16 protein-coding genes, 2 tRNA genes and 1 pseudogene are annotated in these 17,990 nt (G+C 66.4%); 5 read left to right on the top strand and 14 right to left on the bottom strand.

Annotated features, from left to right (window positions below):
- Positions 1–233 precede the first annotated feature (233 nt).
- The 5 genes from GN331_RS11685 to ppsR all read right to left on the bottom strand — a co-directional run bounded on the left by GN331_RS11685 (position 234) and on the right by ppsR (position 2,651).
- The gene (locus GN331_RS11685; RefSeq protein ID WP_156642298.1) at positions 234–884 is read right to left on the bottom strand and encodes a glutathione S-transferase family protein; all 651 of its coding nucleotides are present in this window, start codon (positions 882–884) and stop codon (positions 234–236) included.
- A 68-nt stretch (positions 885–952) separates the two neighbouring features.
- Positions 953–1,028 (bottom strand) — tRNA-Glu (locus GN331_RS11680).
- A gap of 26 nt (positions 1,029–1,054) precedes the next feature.
- A tRNA-Ala gene (locus GN331_RS11675) sits at positions 1,055–1,130 on the bottom strand.
- A 76-nt stretch (positions 1,131–1,206) separates the two neighbouring features.
- Complete coding sequence (locus GN331_RS11670) at positions 1,207–1,695, bottom strand: DUF1249 domain-containing protein (protein ID WP_156642295.1); 489 nt, start codon at positions 1,693–1,695, stop codon at positions 1,207–1,209.
- Positions 1,696–1,829: 134 nt separating this feature from the next.
- The gene (ppsR, locus tag GN331_RS11665; RefSeq protein WP_156642293.1) at positions 1,830–2,651 is read right to left on the bottom strand and encodes a posphoenolpyruvate synthetase regulatory kinase/phosphorylase PpsR; all 822 of its coding nucleotides are present in this window, start codon (positions 2,649–2,651) and stop codon (positions 1,830–1,832) included.
- Between the two features lie 104 nt (positions 2,652–2,755).
- Here ppsR and ppsA point away from each other — a divergent pair, with 104 nt between their 5' ends.
- Positions 2,756–5,134 carry a phosphoenolpyruvate synthase gene (gene ppsA / locus GN331_RS11660; RefSeq protein ID WP_156642292.1) on the top strand — a complete coding sequence of 793 codons (2,379 nt, stop codon included), beginning with the start codon at positions 2,756–2,758 and terminating at the stop codon, positions 5,132–5,134.
- 48 nt (positions 5,135–5,182) lie between these two features.
- Here the strand turns inward: ppsA and GN331_RS11655 are convergent, their stop codons facing one another.
- Both GN331_RS11655 and orn read right to left on the bottom strand, forming a co-directional pair.
- Positions 5,183–8,134, bottom strand: a complete 2,952-nt coding sequence (locus tag GN331_RS11655) for a two-component regulator propeller domain-containing protein (protein WP_156642289.1) — start codon at positions 8,132–8,134, stop codon at positions 5,183–5,185.
- Position 8,135: 1 nt separating this feature from the next.
- On the bottom strand, positions 8,136–8,696 hold the full coding sequence (gene orn / locus GN331_RS11650) for an oligoribonuclease (protein ID WP_231734477.1): 561 nt from the start codon (positions 8,694–8,696) through the stop codon (positions 8,136–8,138).
- Positions 8,697–8,775: 79 nt separating this feature from the next.
- Between orn and GN331_RS11645 the strand changes: the two genes are divergently transcribed.
- Positions 8,776–9,237 carry a DUF2721 domain-containing protein gene (locus GN331_RS11645; protein WP_156642279.1) on the top strand — a complete coding sequence of 154 codons (462 nt, stop codon included), beginning with the start codon at positions 8,776–8,778 and terminating at the stop codon, positions 9,235–9,237.
- Position 9,238: 1 nt separating this feature from the next.
- Here GN331_RS11645 and tadA read toward each other — a convergent pair whose 3' ends face one another.
- From tadA to folD, 5 genes are all read right to left on the bottom strand, one after another.
- Entirely contained in the window at positions 9,239–9,688 is a 450-nt protein-coding gene (gene tadA, locus GN331_RS11640; protein ID WP_156642528.1) for a tRNA adenosine(34) deaminase TadA, read from the bottom strand.
- Between the two features lie 26 nt (positions 9,689–9,714).
- The gene (locus GN331_RS11635) at positions 9,715–10,140 is read right to left on the bottom strand and encodes a YciI family protein (protein ID WP_156642278.1); all 426 of its coding nucleotides are present in this window, start codon (positions 10,138–10,140) and stop codon (positions 9,715–9,717) included.
- Positions 10,141–10,251: 111 nt separating this feature from the next.
- The gene (gene guaA / locus GN331_RS11630; RefSeq protein ID WP_156642276.1) at positions 10,252–11,835 is read right to left on the bottom strand and encodes a glutamine-hydrolyzing GMP synthase; all 1,584 of its coding nucleotides are present in this window, start codon (positions 11,833–11,835) and stop codon (positions 10,252–10,254) included.
- A 49-nt stretch (positions 11,836–11,884) separates the two neighbouring features.
- Entirely contained in the window at positions 11,885–13,342 is a 1,458-nt protein-coding gene (gene guaB, locus GN331_RS11625) for an IMP dehydrogenase (RefSeq protein ID WP_156642274.1), read from the bottom strand.
- A gap of 197 nt (positions 13,343–13,539) precedes the next feature.
- Positions 13,540–14,409, bottom strand: coding sequence for a bifunctional methylenetetrahydrofolate dehydrogenase/methenyltetrahydrofolate cyclohydrolase FolD (gene folD, locus GN331_RS11620; protein ID WP_156642526.1), 870 nt, complete (start codon positions 14,407–14,409; stop codon positions 13,540–13,542).
- Between the two features lie 95 nt (positions 14,410–14,504).
- Between folD and GN331_RS11615 the strand changes: the two genes are divergently transcribed.
- Genes GN331_RS11615 through GN331_RS11605 form a run of 3 tightly spaced genes read left to right on the top strand, consistent with a single transcriptional unit; the run spans position 14,505 to position 15,810 of the window.
- A complete protein-coding gene (locus GN331_RS11615; protein ID WP_156642272.1) occupies positions 14,505–14,825 on the top strand; it encodes a DUF1244 domain-containing protein in 321 nt (106 codons plus the stop codon).
- Positions 14,822–15,610 carry an alpha/beta hydrolase gene (locus tag GN331_RS11610; protein ID WP_156642270.1) on the top strand — a complete coding sequence of 263 codons (789 nt, stop codon included), beginning with the start codon at positions 14,822–14,824 and terminating at the stop codon, positions 15,608–15,610. Before GN331_RS11615 ends, GN331_RS11610 begins: the two co-directional genes overlap by 4 nt.
- Before the next feature lie 32 nt (positions 15,611–15,642).
- Positions 15,643–15,810 (top strand): hypothetical protein, encoded by a 168-nt coding sequence (locus GN331_RS11605; RefSeq protein WP_156642268.1) that lies wholly within the window; start codon positions 15,643–15,645, stop codon positions 15,808–15,810.
- Here the strand turns inward: GN331_RS11605 and GN331_RS11600 are convergent, their stop codons facing one another.
- The gene (locus GN331_RS11600) at positions 15,811–16,818 is read right to left on the bottom strand and encodes a DUF2272 domain-containing protein (protein ID WP_156642266.1); all 1,008 of its coding nucleotides are present in this window, start codon (positions 16,816–16,818) and stop codon (positions 15,811–15,813) included. It abuts the gene before it with no gap.
- Positions 16,819–16,850: 32 nt separating this feature from the next.
- A pseudogene (moeB, locus tag GN331_RS11595) lies at positions 16,851–17,990 on the bottom strand (molybdopterin-synthase adenylyltransferase MoeB); the annotation flags it as partial.

The raw sequence follows: 17,990 nt of genomic DNA, 5'->3' as shown, positions 1-17,990 counted from the left end.
TCGGCACCGCCTGGTGCCTGTCGGAACGCTTCGATGACGCCGCGCCCGGTCCCCCTTCGGCATTTACAACCGATCCCCTTTCAGCCGAAGTGGGATGCGGATCGCACTTTAAACGAAAACATCACGCGCGCAAACGGTTTCGCTATTGAAAACGAAATGAAAATGCGGCAGGTGACGCGGCGCGTCAGGTTTCGAACAAGTGCGTCGCGTGATTCGACATTTGCGTCGCGCGATCAGCCCGGTGTTGGCGCGGCGTTGATCGCGTACTGCGCGGCGAAGGCGCGCTTGTAGGCGGCACGTGCTTCGCCGCGGGCGACATAGGCCGCGAGGTTCGGATATTCGTCGAGCAATCCCGACGCGCGCACGCGGAGCAGCACCGACACCATCATCAGGTCGCCCGCGCTGAACGCTCCATCGAGCCAGTCGGCATCGCCCAGTCGAACGGAAAGTTGGCCGAGCCGATTGCGGATGCGATCGAGCACCAGGGGCAGGCGTTCCTTGCTCCAGGGCTTGTCGCCTTCGATGAACTTGACGATGACCAGTTCGAGGATCGGCGGCTCCATCGTGCTGAGCGCGGCGAACATCCAGGTGATCGCGCGTGCGCGGGCATCGGCGTCGTCGGGCAACAGGCCCGCGTGGTGCTGCGCGATGTGGAAGACGATCGCGCCCGTCTCGAACAGCACGAGGTCGCCTTCTTCGTAAGTCGGAATCTGGCCGAAGGGATGCAGCCGCAGATGCGCGGGTGCCTGCATCGCCGCATGCGGGACCAGGCGAACGGCGTAGGGCTGCCCCACTTCTTCGAGCGCCCAGCGCACGCGCGTATCGCGCGCCAGTCCCTTGCCGCCATCGGGCGAGCGTTCGAACGCGGTGATGGTGATCGTCATCGGCCCGAGTATCGACGCCGGGCGTCAAAACAAAAAGGGCCGCTTTTCAGCGGCCCTTCTTGCTTGATTGGCGTCCCCACGGGGATTCGAACCCCGGTCGCTACCGTGAAAGGGTAATGTCCTAGGCCTCTAGACGATGGGGACAGTAGCGGTTTGCAGCTTGAATTTTTTGGTGGAGCCAGCCGGGATCGAACCGGCGACCTCCTGCATGCCATGCAGGCGCTCTCCCAGCTGAGCTATGGCCCCACTGCTGGTGAGCCCGAAAGTTTAGGGGGCGTCCTGCGGAGCGTCAACACCTTTTCGCAACTTCGTGCGGACAACATCACGCTGCAATCGTGGTCGTCGCGTCGGGAACCGGCACCAACGTCGCCACGCCGTGACCCTGCTCGGCCAGGTACTGGATCCACTTGCCGAGGAAGGTGTTCATGCGCAGGCGATGGCAGACCACTTCGGCCGGCGGCGGATACATGCCGATGACGTCCTGCCAGCGGCGGCCGACATAACAGTGCGTGGCTTCGACCTGCTTCGCATCGCGATACAGCCGCAGGTGCGCGGAGGGATCGGGCTGGCCGGTGAGCGGATCGCGGATGGCGTAGCTCAATCGCAGTTCGACGGTGTAGGCGTGGATCTCGACGACATCGAGCACCACGTCGAGCCCGTCGCCGACACTGGACACATACCGTCCGACCGCCAGGTGCTGCGGTTCGAACAGGCGCACCAGGCGCACGTGGTTCTCTGCGTACAACGCCATGAGCCAGCCGAACCGGCTCAGTCGAGGGATGCGCGTGGTGCGGGAAGCGATGCTGCTCATGGCCCGATCCTACACGCCGGAAACCGCTTGCGGCAGCATTGACGGCACGCCCGGACAGGCCTAACGTTTAGTTTCCCAACGCGAGCCAACGCACGCCGGAATTCAAACGAATTTCAGGTGCGCGCTTCACGCTGTCAGAACATCTCGCGGTGGATGCCGAGCGTGGTCAACACCTTGCTTGCGATCTCTTCGATCGACGTGTGCGTGGTGCTCAGCGTCGTCAACTTCTCGTTGAGGAAGATGTGCTCGGCCTGCGCGACTTCGCGCTTGCACGTATCCAGTTGCGAGTAACGCGAATTGGGCCGGCGTTCCTGGCGGATCTGGTGCAGTCGGATCGGATCGATCGTCAAGCCGAACAACTTGTGGCGATGCGAGCGCAGCTTCGCCGGCAGCCTGTCGGCCTCGAGGTCTTCTTCGGTCAGCGGATAGTTGGCCGCGCGAATCCCGTAATGCAGCGCGAGATACACGCACGTCGGCGTCTTGCCCGCGCGCGACACGCCGACCAGGATGATCTCGGCATCCTCGAAGTCCATGATCATGCCGTCGTCGTGCGTCAGCGCGTAGTTCATCGCGTTGATGCGGCGGTGGTAGGCCTCGAAGTTCACCATGCCGTGCGCCTGCCCCACCCGCAGCGAGCGCTGCTCGCCGAGTTCGCGTTCCAGCGGCTCGATGAAGGGCGCGAAGATGTCCAGCATCAGCCCGCCGCTCTCGGCGAGGATGCGGTACAGCTCGTTGTCGACGCACGAGTTGACCACGATGGGCCGCGCGCCCGCGGCCTCCCCGGCCTCACGAATGCGATTGGCGGCCTCCCGGGCCTTCTCCGCCGTGTCGACGAAGGAGATGCGGTCGGTGGTGAATCGCGTGTCGGCGAACTGGGTCAGCAGGCTGTGGCCGATGGTCTCGGCCGTGATGCCGGTGCCGTCGGAAACGTAGAAGACCGGGCGGGTCTGGGTCATGTGGAGGCGATGAGGACGCGGGGCCTGTAAAATACCGCGCTTCGTGGCGGCGCCGCCGGCGCTTGCCGCATTCCTCCCCCCTTCCGATGCCGGAGCCCCACGCCTTGAGCGCCAATATCCTGTGGCTGCACGACCTGCGACTGACCGACCTTGCGCAGGTGGGCGGCAAGAATTCCTCGCTCGGCGAGATGATCGGCAACCTGGCGAAGCTCGGCGTCTCCGTGCCCGGCGGCTATGCGACCACCGCCGACGCCTTCAAGGCCTTCATCGCCCACAACGATCTCCACCAGCGCATCTTCGACCGGCTGGCCACGCTGGACGTCGAGGACGTGCCCGCCCTCAACCAGGCCGGCGCCGAGATCCGCGGCTGGGTGATCGATGCCCCGCTGCAGGCCGACCTCGACCAGGACATCCGTACCGCCTACGCCAGGCTCTGCGCCGAGAACGGCGGCGGTGAAGTCGCGGTCGCCGTGCGGTCCTCGGCCACCGCCGAAGACCTGCCGGACGCCAGCTTCGCCGGCCAGCAGGAAACCTTCCTCAACGTCACCGGCGCCGACGATGTCGTGCGCAAGGTCAAGGAAGTCTTCGCTTCGCTCTACAACGATCGTGCGATCGCCTATCGCGTGCACCACGGCTTCAAGCACGAAGACGTGTTCCTGTCGGCCGGCGTGCAGTTGATGGTGCGTTCGGACGTGGGGTCGTCGGGCGTGCTGTTCACCCTCGACACCGAGTCGGGCTTCCGCGACGTGGTGTTCATCACCGCCAGCTATGGCCTCGGCGAAAACGTCGTGCAGGGCGCGGTGAACCCCGACGAGTTCTACGTCTTCAAGCCGACGCTCAAGCAGGGCAAGCCCGCGATCCTGCGCCGCTCGCTCGGCGCCAAGCAGATCCGCATGGTGTATTCGAACCAGCCCGGCGAGCGCGTGCGCAACGAAGACACGCCGGCCGAACTGCGCAACACCTTCTCCGTCAGCGACGCCGACGTGCACGAACTCGCACGCCAGGCGCTGACCATCGAAGACCACTACGGCCGCCCGATGGACATCGAGTGGGCGAAGGACGGCGTCAGCGGCAAGTTGTTCATCGTGCAGGCGCGCCCGGAAACGGTGAAGTCGCGCGGCCACGCGACGCAGATCGAACGCTACAACCTCGAAAAGCGCGGCACGGTGGTCGCCGAAGGCCGCGCGATCGGCCAGAAGATCGGTGCGGGCGTCGCGCGCGTCGTGCGTTCGCTCGACGACATGGCGCGCGTGCAGCCGGGCGACGTGCTCGTCGCCGACATGACCGATCCCGATTGGGAGCCGGTGATGAAGCGCGCTTCTGCGATCGTCACCAATCGCGGCGGCCGCACGTGCCACGCGGCGATCATCGCGCGCGAACTCGGCGTGCCCGCGGTCGTCGGCACCGGCGATGCGCTTGACCGGATCAAGGACGGCGCGGAAGTCACCGTGAGCTGCGCCGAAGGCGACACCGGTTTCATCTACGACGGCACCCTGCCCTTCGAACGCACGACGACCGACCTGGCCAACATGCCGCCGGCGCCGCTGAAGATCATGATGAACGTCGCCAACCCGGATCGCGCGTTCGACTTCGGCATGCTGCCGAACGCGGGCATCGGCCTGGCGCGCCTGGAAATGATCATCGCCTCGCACATCGGCGTGCATCCGAAGGCATTGCTCGAATACTCGAAGCAGGACGCGGCGACCAAGCAGAAGATCGACGCCAAGATGGCCGGTTACGCGAGCCCGGTGGACTTCTACGTCGACCGCCTCGCCGAAGGCATCGCGACGATCACCGCGTCGGTGTCGCCGAATCCGGTGATCGTGCGCCTGTCGGATTTCAAGTCGAACGAATACGCCAACCTCATCGGCGGCTCGAAGTACGAGCCGCACGAAGAGAACCCGATGATCGGCTTCCGCGGCGCGAGCCGTTACGTCGATCCGTCGTTCAAGGATTGCTTCGCGCTGGAATGCCAGGCCGTGCGCAAGGTGCGCGACACGATGGGCCTCACCAATTGCTGGGTGATGATCCCGTTCGTGCGCACGCTCGACGAAGGCCGCCGCGTGCTCGAAGTGCTGAAGGAAAACGGCCTCGAACAAGGCCGCGACGGACTGAAGGTCATCATGATGTGCGAGGTGCCGTCCAACGCGCTGATGGCGGACGAGTTCCTCGAAATGTTCGATGGCTTCTCGATCGGTTCGAACGATCTCACGCAGCTCACGCTGGGCCTGGATCGCGACTCTGCGATCGTCGCGAACCTGTTCGACGAACGCGACCCGGCGGTAAAGAAGATGCTGTCGATGGCCATCAAGGCCGCGCGCGCCAAGGGCAAGTACATCGGCATCTGCGGCCAGGGCCCGAGCGACCACCCGGATCTCGCGCTGTGGCTGATGGAACAGGGCATCGAATCGGTGTCGCTGAATCCGGACACGGTCGTCGATACGTGGCTGCAGCTCGCCAAGGCGAAGTCCAACGCCACCTGACACGGGGTTCAAGGGGGGCCAAGCCCCCCTTGCCCCCAGATTGCGTCGCTATCCCACGATGCGATTGCGCCCCGCCCGTTTCGCCTCGTACAGCAACTGATCCGCGCGCCGCACGAGGCGTTCGTGGTGCGCAAATCCCGTGCGGTCGCACACGCCGCCGCTCAGCGTCATGCGCCAACCGGGCGCGAACGCATCGCAATTCAGGGCTTCGATTGCGGCGCGCGCCGTTTCACAACGCGCGCGCGCCTGGTCGAGCGTCGTGGCCGGGAACAGGACCGCGAACTCCTCGCCGCCCCAGCGCGCGAGCAACGCATCGTGGTTCAGCGATTCCAGCAACACGCGCGCAACCTCGCGCAAGGCTTCATCGCCCGCGGCGTGCGAGTACTCGTCGTTGATACGCTTGAAGTTGTCGATGTCGAGCAGTGCGAAACTCAGCGGCTGCTGCGTGCGCACCGCCGCCTCGTACGCCCGCGCCAGCCCTTCGTCCAGGCTGCGTCGGTTCTGCAAGCCGGTCAGCGCATCTTCGCGCGCCTGGCGTTCGAAGGCTTCCGACTTGTCCTGCAACTGGTGCAGCAGGCGCGTCTTTTCTTCATCGGCCACGAGCAGGCGCGAGGTTTGTTCGCGCAGATCGCGCGTGCGTTCTTCGACCACGCGCTCCAGTTCGATCGCACGCACGCGCAGGCTGCGCGTGCGCCAGCGGATGTAGAAGAACACCAGCAGCGCGATCGCCGCCATGCACGCGGCCATGAACCACGCGTTCTGCCACACCTGCGGCTGGATCTCGATCTCGAGCGCGGTTGCGTCGGGATTCCAGCCCTGCCCCAACCCCGGCGCCGATGAAGACACCAGGAAGCGATATTTGCCGGGCCCGAGGTTGGTGTATTGCGCGACGCGCTGGTTGCCGCGTTCGTTCCAACCCGCGTCCACGCCTTCGAGCCGATAGCGATAGCGCAGCAGGCGCGGCATCTGGAAACTCAGGCCCGCGTAGTGGAATTCGAGTTTGCGCGTGCCCGGCGGCAGGACGAGTTTCGCCTGCGCGGGCAACTCGCGATCGTCGGCGATGACCTGTTCGATCACCACCGGCGCCAATTGCCGGCGATAACTGTGCAACACGGTCGGATCGACCATCGCCGCGCCGCGCGCGGTCGCGACCCAAAGGCGCCCTTGCGCATCGCGAATCGCCGCGGGCCCGGAACCGCCGTTCGCCTGGCTGCTCGCCAAACCATCGGGTTCGCCGAACTGATCGGGATTCACCGTGCGCTGCTTGCCCGCCAACACCGCTTCGGCATCGCGGCGCGCGACACGCAACACGCCGCGATTGGACGTGAGCCACAAGCTGCCCGCCTGGTCGTCGACCACCTGGAACAAGGTGTCGATCGGCAACCCTTGCGCCAATCCGATCGACGCCACCTGCCCGTTGCGATAACGCACCAGGCCGCGGTCGGTCGCGATCCACACCGTGCCGTCGCCGTCTTCGTGGAAGTCGAAGACGTCCTGCGCATCGTTCATGCGATGCAGGTCGATCGGTTCGACGCGTTCGTCGACCACGCGCGCCGCGCCGTTGGCCGTGCCGACCCACACCGCGCCATCGCGCGCGACATGCAGGGCGAGGACGAAATCGCGCGGCAGGCCCGCGGCCGAACCGAAGAGACGGAACTTGCCGTCCTTCATCTGCACCAGGCCGCGCGAGGTGCCGATCCACAGCGACCCGTCGAGCCCGTGCGCGAGCGCGCGGATCTGGTTGCTTCCCGGCAATCCGCTCGCGGTGTCGTAATGCTCGACGACCTTGCGGTCGCGCAATCGCAACAAGCCGCCGACGTAGGTGCCGACCCACAGGCTGTCGTCGTTTTCGGCGAGCAGGCTCAGGATCGAATCGCCCGGAAGTCCGTCGGCGCTGGTCAGCACATCGACGACCTTGCCGTCCTTCCAGCGATTCAAGCCGCGGCTGGTGCCGATCCAGATGCTGCGGTCGCGGCCCTGCACGATCGCGCGCACGTAGTCGTCGCTCAGGCCCTGCTCGGTGTTGAACGTGGTGAACGGCGCATCGCGCAAGCGCAACAGGCCCGCGTTGGTGCCGGCCCACAGGCTGCCTTCGCGATCGACGAACAAGGCCGCGACGCGATTGTTCGGCAAGCCTTTCTGGCTGCTCAAATTATCGAGCGTGCCATCCGCGCCCAGGCGCAGCAGGCCGTGGTTGATCGTGCCGACCCACAGGTCGCCGGCGTTGTCGCGCACCAGGCTCGGCACGCCGTCGGCGGGCAACGTGGTCGAAACCAGTTCGAAGCGCTCGCCGACGCGCCGATATGCGCCGCGTTCGGTGCCGGCGTACAGCGTGCCGTCGGCCATCTGTTCCAGATGGAAGATCGGCGCGTCCGGCAGTCCGTCGTCTTCGTTGTAGACCACCGGCGCCTTGTCGCCGACGAAGCGCACGACACCCGCGGCACTCGACAGCCACACCGTGTCGTCGCGATCACGCACCAGGCCGAAGGTGATGTTGGTCGGAAGGCCCGTCGCCTGGTTGTACTGGTGTGCGCGGCCGTCGGCATCGATGCGCGTCATGCCCGCGCTTTCGGTGGCGACCCACAGGCGCCCCTTCGCATCGAGTACCGCATCCATCACCTCGTCCTGCGCCAGGCCGTCGCGCTTGCCGTAGGTGCGCCACGCGCCCTTGCGCAGCACGCTCACGCCACCGCGCGATGTGCCGATGACGAGCGCGCCGTCGGGCGCGACGCGGATCGAACGGATGCCGTTGTCGCGCAGCGCCGGCGTGTTGCGGCGGTCGATGACGTGGAATTCGAGCCCGTTGTAGCGGACCAGGCCTTCCCAGGTGCCGAACCACAGATACCCGTCGGGCGTCTGCGCGATCGCGTTGACCTGGTTGTGCGGCAGGCCTTCGCGGGTGGTCCAGGTTTCGCGGAAGTAAGCGTTGACCGGCTTGCCGGCGGCGTGCGCGCCGGCAGCGAGGATGCACAGCGCAAGCAGTGCGAGGAAGCGGCGCACCCTACCCCGTCGGCAGGCCCGACAGGGGGCCCATGTGGCGTCGATAGTAGGCCAGTTCCGCGATCGAATCGCGCACGTCGCTCAGCGCCGTGTGCGCCGATTGCTTGCGCAAACCACCCAGCACCGTGGGCGCCCAGCGGCGCGCCAGTTCCTTGACGGTGCTGACGTCCAGGTTGCGATAGTGGAAATGGTTTTCGAGCGCGGGCATGAGCCGATGCAGGAATCGGCGGTCCTGGCAGATCGAGTTGCCGCACATGGGCGAGGCGTTGGCCGGCACCCATTCGGACAGGAAGGCCATCGTGCGCGCTTCGGCTTCGTCGAGCGTCACGTGGCTGTCGACCACGCGCTGCCACAGGCCCGACTTGCGGTGCTGCGTGCGGTTCCATTCGTCCATCGCCTCGAGCACCGAGACCGGGTGCGCGATGGCCAGCTCCGGGCCTTCGGCGAGGACCTGGAGGTTGGAGTCGGTGACGATCGTGGCGATCTCGAGGATCGAGTCACGGCCGGTATCGAGCCCGGTCATTTCCAGGTCGATCCAGATCAACCGGCCTTCACTTTCCATGTGGTTCGGCATCGTGCTCGCTAGGGAAACGGGACCTGCCGCATGATAGCCCGCTCCATCGCCCGCCCGCCCACCGCCGATGCCCCAGTTCCAATCCGCCCTCGCCCACTACGCGATCCTGACCGCGATGCTCGCCCCCGCCCTGCTCATGGCGGCCACGGCCTCGCTGCTGACCTCGGCAAATGCACGGCTGGCCCGCGTGGTCGACCGGCTGCGGGCGCTGATGGTGAGCTGGGAGTTCGATGCGCCCGATGCGGCCGAGCGCCAGGACCAGATCCATCGCCATCGTCGCCGCGCCCACCTGGTGCTGCGTGCCTGCCAGATGCTCTACGGCGCGCTCGGTGCGTTCGTGGGCACGAGCCTCTCGCTCGCCCTGGACGCCTTCACCGGCTTCAAGCTCGGCGTGGTGCCGACCGCGCTCGCGCTGGTCGGCGTGGTGTTCCTGCTCGGGGCGAGCATCTGGTTGGGTCGTGAGGTGAGCCTGTCGGTCTCCAGCTTCGACCTGGAGATGGAACAGGAAATGCAGCGCAAGCGGCGTTGAGTCAGACCGGCGGCTTGCCGCGTTTCTTGCGGAAGTAATTCGTCAGGCGCGTGCCCGCTTCTCCGGCGAGCACGCCACCGACCACGTCGACGCGATGGTTGTGGCGCGGATCGGCCAGCAGGTCGAACACGCTGCCGGCGGCACCCGTCTTCGGATCGCTCGCGCCGAACACCACGCGCGCCACGCGCGCATGCACCATCGCCATCGCGCACATCGCGCACGGTTCCAGGGTCACGTACAGCGTGCTGCCGAGCAGTCGATGGTTGCCGACGCGCGCACCCGCCTGGCGCAGCGCGACGATCTCGGCGTGCGCCGTCGGATCGCGATCGGTGATGTTGCGGTTCCAGCCCTCGCCGATGACCTCGCCTTCGGCGGAGACCAACACCGCACCGACCGGAATTTCGTCGTCCTCGTGCTCCGCGCGCTCGGCCAATGCGAGCGCACGTTGCATCCAGGCGATGTCGATGTCGGCTTGGCTCACGCGACCCCGAGCCTGCCGCGTTCGCCCTCGCGCGGTCCTGCCGCGAGTTCTTCGGCGGACACGAAGCCTTCCAGGTCCGCCGCTTCGAAGAACGGGCGGATTTCGGCGGCGCCCATGCCGAAGTTCGGGGCCTTCATCGCCCAGGCCAGGGCGTCGTCCATGTCCTTCACTTCCCAGATCGAGAAGCCGGCGACCACCTCGCGCGCCTCGGTGAATGGACCGTCGAACACCAGGCGTTCCGTCCCCTTGTCTTCGATGCGCTTGGACACGCTTTCGGGCTTGAGGCCGGCGCCGGCGATGAAGACACCGGCTTCGACGAGCGCCTCGTTGTACGCATCCATCGCGGCGAACGCTTCCAACTGCTCGGGCGTGGGCTCCATGGACATGTCCGCGGGCACCTTCGCAAAGACCATGACGCGCATTGTCTGTCTCCTTCGGGCCGACCATTCGGCCCTCATCCCTTACGACGAACGAGAATGGCCGAAATCGACATGGTCCCGAAATTTATTTTCGGACCGGGCTGAGCCGTTCCCCTACTCCCACTCGATCGTCGCCGGCGGTTTGCCGCTGATGTCGTACACCACGCGCGAGACGCCGCGCAGCTCGTTGATGATGCGGTTGGACACCATGCCGAGGAATTCGTGCGGCAGGTGCGCCCAGTGCGCGGTCATGAAGTCGATGGTTTCCACCGCGCGCAGCGCGATCACCCACTCGTAGGCACGCGCATCGCCGACCACGCCGACCGACTTCACCGGCAGGAACACCGCGAAGGCCTGGCTGACCTTGTCGTACAGGCCGTGCTTGCGCAGCTCGTCGATGAAGATGTGGTCGGCCTTGGCGAGCAGATCGGCGTACTCGGGCTTCACTTCGCCGAGAATGCGCACGCCCAGGCCCGGGCCCGGGAACGGATGGCGATAGACCATCGCCGGCGGCAGGCCGAGTTCGACGCCCAGGCGACGCACTTCGTCCTTGAACAATTCGCGCAGCGGTTCGACCAGGCCCAGCTTCATGTGCTCGGGCAAGCCACCGACGTTGTGGTGGCTCTTGATGACGTGCGCCTTGCCGGTCTTGCTGCCGGCCGACTCGATCACGTCGGGATAGATGGTGCCCTGCGCGAGCCACTTGGCGTTCGCCAGCTTCGTCGACTCCTCGTCGAAGATGTCGACGAACAGATTGCCGATGATCTTGCGCTTGGCTTCCGGATCGCCGACGCCTTCGAGCTTGGCGAAGTAACGCGGCGCGGCATCCACGCGAATGACCTTGACGCCCATATGCTCGGCGAACATCGCCATCACCTGGTCGCCTTCTTCGAAACGCAGCAGGCCGGTGTCGACGAACACGCACGTCAGCTGATCGCCGATCGCGCGATGCAACAGCGCTGCAACCACCGACGAATCCACGCCGCCCGACAGGCCGAGGATCACTTCTTCCGAACCGACCTGCGCACGCACGCGGGCGACGAGGTCGTCGATGATGTTCGCCGCCGTCCACAACGTGGCGCAGCCGCAGATGTCGACGACGAAGCGACGCAACAGCGCCTGCCCCTGACGCGTGTGCGTGACTTCGGGATGGAACTGCACGCCGTACCAGCGGCGCGCTTCGTCGGCCATCGCGGCGACGGGAATGCGATCGGTGCGCGCGGTGACGGTGAAGCCCGGCGGCGCGTGCGACACGTGGTCGCCATGGCTCATCCACACATCCAGGCGCGGCGGCGAACCGGGGTGGTCCTTCAAACCATCGAACAACGCATCGTGCGCGACGATCTCGACCTGCGCATGACCGAACTCGCGCTGGTCCGCGGCTTCCGTCGCGCCACCGAGCTGCGCGGCCATCGTCTGCATGCCGTAGCAGATGCCGAGCAGCGGCAGGCCGCAATCCCAGACTTCCTGCGGCGCGCTGGGCGCACCCGGCAACGTCGTCGACTCAGGACCGCCCGACAGGATGATGCCCTTCGCGCCGAACTTCGCGATTTCCGACGGGTCGTGGTCCCACGCCCAGATTTCGCAATAGACGCCGAGTTCGCGGATGCGGCGCGCGATCAACTGCGTGTACTGCGCACCGAAATCGAGGATGAGGATCTTGTCGGTGTGGATGTCGTGCTGCGTGTCTTGCGTCATCTGGAAGCCCTGATGCGAAAGCGCCGGCACGAAGCCGGCGCGAGGTGGGTCAGGAAGCGCGGTAGTTCGGCGGTTCCTTGGTGATCTGCACATCGTGCACGTGCGATTCGCGCGTGCCGGCGGAGGTCACTTTCACGAAGGACGGCTTGGTGCGCATTTCATCGATCGTCGCGCAACCGACGTAGCCCATCGTCGCGCGCAGGCCGCCCGCGAGTTGATGCACCACGCCGCTGAGCGGACCGCGATACGGCACGCGGCCTTCGATGCCTTCGGGCACGAGCTTGTCGGCGTCGCTGGCGTCCTGGAAATAGCGGTCCTTCGACCCCTTCTCCATCGCACCCAGCGAACCCATGCCGCGATAGCTCTTGTAGCTGCGGCCCTGGAACAGTTCGGTTTCGCCCGGCGATTCCTCGGTGCCCGCGAACAGGCCGCCGATCATCACGCTCGATGCGCCGGCGACGATCGCCTTGCCGATGTCGCCCGAGTAACGGATGCCGCCGTCGGCGATCAACGGAATGCGATCCTGCAGCGCTTCGGCGACCATCGACACCGCGGTGACCTGCGGCACGCCGACGCCCGCCACGATCCGCGTGGTGCAGATCGAACCGGGACCGACGCCGACCTTCACCGCGTCCGCGCCGTTGTCCATCAATGCGAGCGCCGCATCGCCGGTGACGATGTTGCCGCCGATGACTTCGAGCTTCGGGAACGTCTTCTTGGCCCACAGCACGCGATCGAGCACGCCCTGCGAATGGCCGTGCGCGGTGTCGACGATGATCACGTCCACGCCCGCGGCGACGAGCGCTTCGATGCGCTGTTCGGTATCTCCACCCACGCCGACCGCGGCGCCGACGAGCAGGCGCTCGCTCGGGTCGTACGCGGCGTTGGGGTTGTCCTGCTTCTTCTGGATGTCCTTGACCGTGATCAGGCCACGCAGCTCGAAGCCGTCGTTGACGACGAGGACTTTCTCGATGCGATGCTTGTGCAGCAACTGCACGACTTCCTCATCGCTGGCGCCTTCGCGCACGGTGATGAGGCGATCCTTCTTGGTCATGATGTGGCGGACCGGATCGTCGAGCTTCTTCTCGAAGCGCATGTCGCGCCCGGTCACGATGCCCATCAGTTGTCCGTTCTCGACCACCGGCACGCCGGAGATGTTGCGTGCGCGCGTGAGCTTGAGCACTTCGCCGATCGTGGTTTCGGGCCCGACGGTGAAGGGCTCCTTGATCACGCCGGCTTCGAACTTCTTGACGCGCGCGACTTCCGCGGCCTGTCGTTCGACCGACATGTTCTTGTGCAGGATGCCGATGCCGCCGAGCTGCGCCATCGTGACGGCAAGGCGTGCTTCGGTGACGGTGTCCATGGCGGCGGACACGATCGGCATGTTCAGCCGGAGGTTGCGCGTGAGGCGCGTGGCGAGGCGGACGTCCTTCGGAAGGACCGTGGAATGCGCCGGAACGAGCGAGATGTCGTCGTAGGTGAGCGCTTCGGCCAGGATGCGGAGCATTGGGCTACCCGAGTGCGGGAAGCGCGACATTGTAGCCGGAATCAGCCCGCGTCCGATGCCTCTGCCGCCTCCAGTGTGTTCTGCATGAGTGTCGCTACGGGCTCGCAGTTTGCTCACGCAAACCGCGACCCAGGTGCGCAGGGCCAAATTCCCCCGGCTGTCGCCGCGCCCCTTTTACTAAAAGGGGCTACTCCCCCTCACAAATTCGCGGCTTCCGCGGCTTCCAGCGTGTTTTGCATCAACGTGGCCACGGTCATCGGCCCGACGCCCCCGGGCACCGGCGTGATCCAGCTGGCGCGCTTGGCGGCCGCTTCGAAGCCGACGTCGCCGACCAGTCGGCCGTCGTCGAGGCGGTTGATGCCCACGTCGATGACCACCGCGCCCTGTTTCACCCATTCGCCGGGGATCAGGCCGGGGCGGCCGACGGCGACGACGAGGATGTCGGCGTTGCGCACCGAGGCCTCGAGGACGTCGGGCGGCGTGAACTTGTGGCAGGAGGTCACCGTGCAGCCGGCGATGAGCAGTTCCAGCGCCATCGGGCGGCCGACGTGGTTGGAGACGCCCACGATCGTCGCGCTGGCCCCGCGCACGGGGCGGTCGGTCCAGGCCAGCAGGGTCGTGATGCCGCGCGGCGTGCAAGGCCGCAAGCCGAACTGGCGCAGGGCCAGATGGCCGACGTTCTCGGGGTGGAAGCCGTCGACGTCCTTGCGCGGGTCGATGCGGTGGATCAGCTCGGTCGCGTCGCGCCGGTCCGGCAGGGGCAGCTGGACCAGGATGCCGTGCACCTCCGGGTCGGCGTTGAGGCGGTCGATCAGGGCCAGGAGTTCGGCGTCGGTGGTCGTCGCCGGCAGATCGTGGTCGATCGCGCGGATCCCGACCTTCTCCGCGGCCCGGCGCTTGTTGCGCACGTAGACCGACGAGGCTGGGTCGTTGCCCACCAGGACCACGGCCAGGCCGGGGGGCGCCTTGCCTTCGGCGACCCGCGCCGAGACCCGGGCCTTGAGCGAATCGAGCAGTTCGTCCGCGATCCGCTTTCCGTCGAGGATTCGGGCTGGGGGCATCGTCATGTCCAATGGACCGGCCGTATGGTGGAGTCAAGGCCGGACATTATTGCCGACCCGTTGTAGCCTCGCGACCACGAGGCGCCAACAAGCAGGAACGCATGACCGGGCAGGACCAGGATTTCGAAAGCCAACAGATCGAGGCTGCGGTCTTCCGCCGCCTCGTCGAGCACCTCATGCGCGAGCGCGCGGACGTGCAGAACATCGACTTGATGACGCTCGCCGGCTTCTGCCGCAATTGCCTGGCCGACTGGTACCGCGAGGCCGCCGAGCACCGCGGGATTACGTTGACGAAGGAAGAAGCCCGCGACGCCGTCTACGGCGAACCCTTCGCCCAATGGAAGGCCAAACACCAGCGCGAGGCGACACCGGAGCAACTGGCCGCATTCGAAGCCGCGCAACGCAAGGAGGCACCGCGATGAAACTCCGCAAGCCCGTCGTGATCACGCTGATCGCCGCCGCGCCCGTACTCGCCTACGCCGGCCTGTGCGGCTGGATGTACGCCAAGCAGCGCGACATCCTCTATCTCCCGCAAACCACGAAAGCCACGCCCGACCAGACCGACTTCGGCATCGCGCGCAACGGCGTGATGCTCAACGGATGGCTGGTCAACATCGGGCAACCCGGCGCGGTGCTGTACTTCGGCGGCAACGCCGAACGCATCGAGGATCGCAAGGCCGACTTCGCCAAGTGGTTCCCGAATGCGAGCACCTACCTGGTGCCCTATCGCGGCTACGGCGCGAGCGAAGGCACGCCGACGGAAGCCGACATCCTCGAAGACGCCCTCGCCGTCTACGACCAGGTGCAGGCGCGCCAACCGGGCGCGCGCATCGTGGTGATCGGCCGCAGCCTGGGCAGCGCGGTGGCGAGCTATGTCGCGTCGAAGCGTCCCGTCGCCAAGCTCGTGCTGGTCACGCCCTTCGACAGCATGGCCAACGTCGCGCAGCAGCATTACCCCTGGTTGCCCGTCCGCTGGTTGTTGCAGGACAAGTACGAACAGGCCTCTTACCTGCAGGCCTACAAGGGGCCGCTGCTGATCGTGCGCGCCGGCCGCGACGACGTCGTGCCCGCCGTGAGCACCAACAAACTCATCGCGTCGCTGAAGTACAAGCCGACCGTCCTCGACCTGCCCCACGCCGACCATTCGACGGTCGCCTCGAGCAGGACGTACGCACAGTCACTGATGGCCTTCGTAGGGACCCCTTGATGATGAACCAGGCGAAATGCCCGAAGTGCGACATGCGCGTCCTGCACGTCAACGTCGAGCAGGCGGTGGCCACCGTCGACGGCGAAACCAAGCAGCGGCGCGTGATGACTTTTTCGTGCATCCACTGCAACACCGTGCTCGGGTTGCAGATGGACGAGCGCACCAAGCCGCGGCCGAAGCGCGCGACGCCGTCGGCCTGATCAGGGCGTCGTCGTCGGCGCGATCGGTTTGGGTGCGACCGGGCAGCGCTGCATGTTCGCCGGCATCGGCAAGGGACACAGCGTGCAGCATTGGATGGGCGATGCCGGGGTCGGCGGTGGCGCGCTCGCTTTCGGTTCCAGTTTCAGCAAAGCCACCCAATCCTGGCGATTGAACGTGCACCCTGCACTCGCGCCCGGCGTGCACGCCACGCCCATCGCGCCGCGATGCGGCAGGTTCCACAGCGCGCCTGTGCGATTGACGTGCAGCGTGCGCATCGTGACGCCCTGCAGCACGTTGCCGCCGACCGCATAGAGTTTCCCGTTGTCGATCGACACCACGATGTCGCAATGCATCGCGATCGAATCGCTGCTGCGCTCGGCATACGCGCGCATGCCCGCGGGCCCCATCGGCGCACCCTGCCCGCGCGTGAAGCACAATAGGTCGCCCACGGCGGGCGCTTCCTTGTCGGGATCGGCGAAACGCAATGGCGAATTGGGCCCGCCCTTCAAGGCTTGCCGGATGAAATCGAAATGGCTCGCCGAGGGCGCGAAACCCGGAATGCCCGCGCGGATGTAGACGAAAGAGACGAAGGTCGCCGACCACGGTGTATCGACGACGAATGCGCGACACGCGGCCGAACCGGGCCAGACGTCGAGCGACAGGCCGCATTCGTTCGCGCCCATGTGGCCCGACATGCCGTACAGCAGGCCGGTGCCTTTCCAGTAATCGACGACGCGACGCCACGCGGTCGTGCTGCCGTCCTGCAGGCGGCTGTTCTCGGCTTCGGCGATGCGGATGCTCGCCAGGCGGCCCTGGTCGTCGAGGAACGGCGAATACCACAGACGGCTTTCCGCGCAGGCCACCGCGGCGACGCGCTGGCCCCACGTGGTCGCCGGCGGGGTGGCGATGGCGCAGGGTTCGCCCGCGCGCGCCTCATGGATTCCCAGGCACGCCAGCGCGAGCAGCAACAACAGCGTCGAGATCTTCCTGCGGACTGCAACTTCCATGTCACCCCCGGGCGCCGTCGCTGGGCTGCTCGTCAGCCCCCTGCGCAGAACCTCGCATAGTCGATGTAACCGGGAAAATCACGCCCGGGCGGACACACGGGGCAATCGGGGTCGGGCGACAGGCGGGTTTCGCGGAAGCGCAGGCCCAGCGTGTCGACATGCAACAGGCGGCCCGTGAGCGGCGTGCCGATGCCGAGAAGGAGCTTGATCGCCTCGGTCGCCTGTAACAAACCGACCAGGCCCGGCACGACGCCGAGCACGCCGGCTTCGGCGCAGTTGGGTGCGGCTTCCGGCGGCGGCGGTTCGGGGAAGAGGCAGCGATAGCACGGCGCCGAGCCACGATGGCGGCCCGCATCGAACACGCTCACCTGCCCTTCGAAGCGATGCACCGCGCCGTAGACCAAGGGCTTGCCGAGTTTCACGCACGCATCGTTGAGCAGGTAGCGCGCGGCGAAATTGTCGGCGCCATCGACGACGACATCGATGCCTTCCAGCAGGCGTTCGACATTCTCCGAAGTGACGCGTTCGGCGATGGCTTCGATGCGCGTGCGCGGATTGAGCGCGCTCAACGTCGTCTGCGCACTTTCGACTTTCAGTGCACCGATGCGCGCATCGGTGTGCAGGATCTGGCGCTGCAGGTTGCTGCGGTCGACGACATCGTCGTCGGCGATGCGCAAGGTTCCGACACCGGCGGCCGCAAGGTAATACGCGACGGGCGAACCCAGCCCGCCTGCGCCGATCACGAGCACGCTGGCCGCTTCCAGTCGCGTCTGGCCTGCGAGCCCGACTTCCGGCAAACGCAGATGGCGCGAGTAGCGATCGCTGAAGTCGTCGTCGAGTTCGGGCGCATCCATCGGCAATCCCGCGGCCGACCACGCGACCGTGCCACCGATGACGGAAGCGAGATTCGTATAGCCGTGCGATGCCAGCGCATCGGCGGCGAATTGCGAACGCCGGCCGCTCTGGCAGATCAGCAGGATTTCCGCAGTCGTGTCCGGCAGATGGGCCGACGGATCGGCTTCGAGCTCTGCACGCGCGATACCACGCGCGCCGTGCGCGGTGCCGAGCGCGCGCTCGTGTGCGTCGCGGACATCGACCAGGAGCGCGCCGGCTTGCTGGCGCGCGAGGGCTTCGGCGGGGGTGCGTTCGTGGACGGACATTCGCGCTGATTC

The sequence above is a fragment of the Noviluteimonas gilva genome (assembly GCF_009740395.1).
Classification (GTDB): domain Bacteria; phylum Pseudomonadota; class Gammaproteobacteria; order Xanthomonadales; family Xanthomonadaceae; genus Noviluteimonas; species Noviluteimonas gilva.
This window is presented reverse-complemented; position numbering and strand designations above follow the sequence as displayed.